2 protein-coding genes and 1 pseudogene are annotated in these 2434 nt (G+C 62.6%); 2 read left to right on the top strand and 1 reads right to left on the bottom strand.

Features of this window, described 5'->3' with window-relative positions:
- The coding region (locus FHX16_RS31350) for a ParA family protein (protein WP_259132232.1) at positions 1-345 on the bottom strand (345 nt) is incomplete at its 3' end.
- A 385-nt stretch (positions 346-730) separates the two neighbouring features.
- On the opposite strand from FHX16_RS31350, the gene FHX16_RS31345 reads away from it, so the two are divergent.
- Positions 731-1198 carry a plasmid mobilization protein gene (locus FHX16_RS31345; protein WP_183864742.1) on the top strand — a complete coding sequence of 156 codons (468 nt, stop codon included), beginning with the start codon at positions 731-733 and terminating at the stop codon, positions 1196-1198.
- Positions 1198-2434 (top strand): annotated as a pseudogene (locus tag FHX16_RS31340) (conjugal transfer protein TraA); the annotation flags it as partial. The gene FHX16_RS31345 and the pseudogene FHX16_RS31340, both read left to right, overlap by 1 nt.

Below are 2434 nucleotides of genomic sequence, written 5' to 3'. Positions count from 1 at the left end.
TGGCTGGACCGGCGACAACACCACGTCGGAGGATCGGATGATTGTCGTCTGCAGCACACTGTCGACCCCTGCGGCGTCAACCAGGATCACATCAAAGGCATCGCGGTATCGATCTATGGTCTCAGCAACCGCCTTGCGGGTGGCCGCGATGGTAACCTCGATATTGCCAGGAACGTTGCCTTTGGCGTGACACAGCTTCCACCAGCCGGCGAGATTCTGGCGGCCATCGGCATCGACCATCAGGACACGCCGCCCGTCAAGCGCATACTCCCCGGCCAGAAGTGTCGCCAAGGTCGTCTTCCCAGCGCCACCCTTGTTGCTTACCACTGCATAGATCAGGGACATCGTCAGCTCCGCCAGATATATCGCAGAATATGAACCATTATAGTTCGTATTTGCGTTTCGTCCAGCCTGTCGTTTTTGACCCTGCGATGTGGACAATCTGCCCCATCGTGGGCACCCACCGATCGGGCATGGCTCACGACGGTAAGATGTGGACACGTGTCCACAGAATGTGAAAGTAGGCTATGCCTATGTCATAGAGTAATACTTTCTTGCTACATCGAACTATCGTGTATTCACATGACATGGTGGCGTGATGGCGAGACAAGACTTTTCCCATACGCCGGCTCGCCTCCACGCTCTGGGTATGCATCCAGTGACGGGTTGCAAATGCGAACCAAAACAGTCTATATTGGTTTGGCAGGATACGCAAATTTGTGATACAAATTTGCTGACGATCGACGGACGGGCCGTCGATGGCGCCTGCGGCTGTTCGATCAGGGTTACACCAGTGGCTCACGTCAGGCAGGCAACATCGGCGGCAGGCGCCTTGCGGCAGCGCAAGGACCGTGTCGTGCATGCTCGCTTTGCCGCCTCCGAATGGAGTGCGGCTGAGGATGCAGCCAGGCAAGCTGGCATGACGCTGTCGGCCTTCATCCGCTCGCTGACACTGGATGGCGCCGACATCCTGCCGTTGCTCACCGAGGAGGACCGCGCCGTCTTCGAGCTCCTTCACCGTGACCTCAGGGCAATCGGCGTAAACCTCAACAGTCTGGTCCGGCTCTCAAGGCAGGACAAACGATCGCCCGAGATTGTCGCTGCGCTTGGCGAGCTGCAGCCGCTCATTGCCGGGCTGATGCTGGAGCTGCATCGGCTTGCCGCCCGACCGGGACGCACGATCAGGAGGGATGGCTGATGGAGATCTTTCTCGGCGCCTTTACCGAGGAATGGGAGCAGCGCAGAGCCGCCTATCTGCACGAGCGCCTGGCTGGCAGGAAGCGCGCAACCGACGATGAAGAGCCTCGCCGGCGCGGCATCGCTGAGGACGGCAGCCGTGTCCGCCGCGGGATGACGGTGCGAGCCAGCGGTTATCCTGGCATGGGGCGACATGCACCGGCGCTGCGGCCAATGGCGACGCGCTTTACAGCCCTTGCCAGCGGCAGCCAGCCCGCGGTGGTGAAGATGGCATCGTTTGCCGGAGGCGGGCGTCTGGCGGCGATGGCAAGCTACATCTCGCGCAATGGCGAGCTTGTGATGGAGAACCAGGCAGGCGATACGATGCTGGGTCGCGAGGCGCTCACCGCCCTTGCGGACGATTGGGCTGACTTGATGGGCAATCGCGCCGAAAGCCGCGACATCGCCTCCTTCCGCATCGACGTCGCCGGCCAGCCCGGCGAGGGCCGAGCGCTGAATGCCTGGGCGGGGGATATTGTGACGTCGGCGCTCGGCGACCGGTCCTTCGCCTTTGCGGTCACCGAGCGGCAGGGACAGTACCGCATCGACGGTGTGGTGGTCTTGCGCGATCGCAGCGGCGAGCGGCTGAGCGCCGATGCCAGGGCCGAGGAGATCGTGCAGCGCCGACTGGCAGACGTCGGCAGGGCGCCAGCTGACATCCAGTTGCGCTTCACCGGCCACGGCAATGGCGTCGACTATGGCACGGCCAGGCTGCGCCAGCTGGTGGAGACGTCGGCGGGCGCCGTCACAACTGACCGCGGCGAAACGATTGCCGATGCCAAAAGGGCCGGCGAACTCGTGCAACGGCAGTGGCGCGGCGAACTGCACAGCCGCAAACCCCGGGATGTCATGCATCTTGTGATGTCGGCAAGATCAGGAACCGATGCCGAGGCGTTTCGATCGGCAGCGCGCGATTTCCTGGCGGCAGAATTCCAGCATCATCGCTATGTCTTTTCCCTTCACCATCCGGCGCACGATCCGAAGCGGGAACACGAGGGTGGCAAGCGACCGCACGTGCATGTCCATGCGATTGTCGCGATGCGATCCGAGGATGGCGAGCGCCTCGAAACCTCGATCGCCTCGTTCCGGCGCTGGCGCGAAGGCCTGGCCGAACAGGCACGCGCAAACGGCATCCGGATGGAGATGACCGATCGTCGCGAGCTGGCAAGCGCGCCGGCCTTCAACCAGAGCCAGGTGC

The organism is Rhizobium sp. BK661, from assembly GCF_024808825.1.
GTDB lineage: Bacteria > Pseudomonadota > Alphaproteobacteria > Rhizobiales > Rhizobiaceae > Rhizobium.
This window is presented reverse-complemented; position numbering and strand designations above follow the sequence as displayed.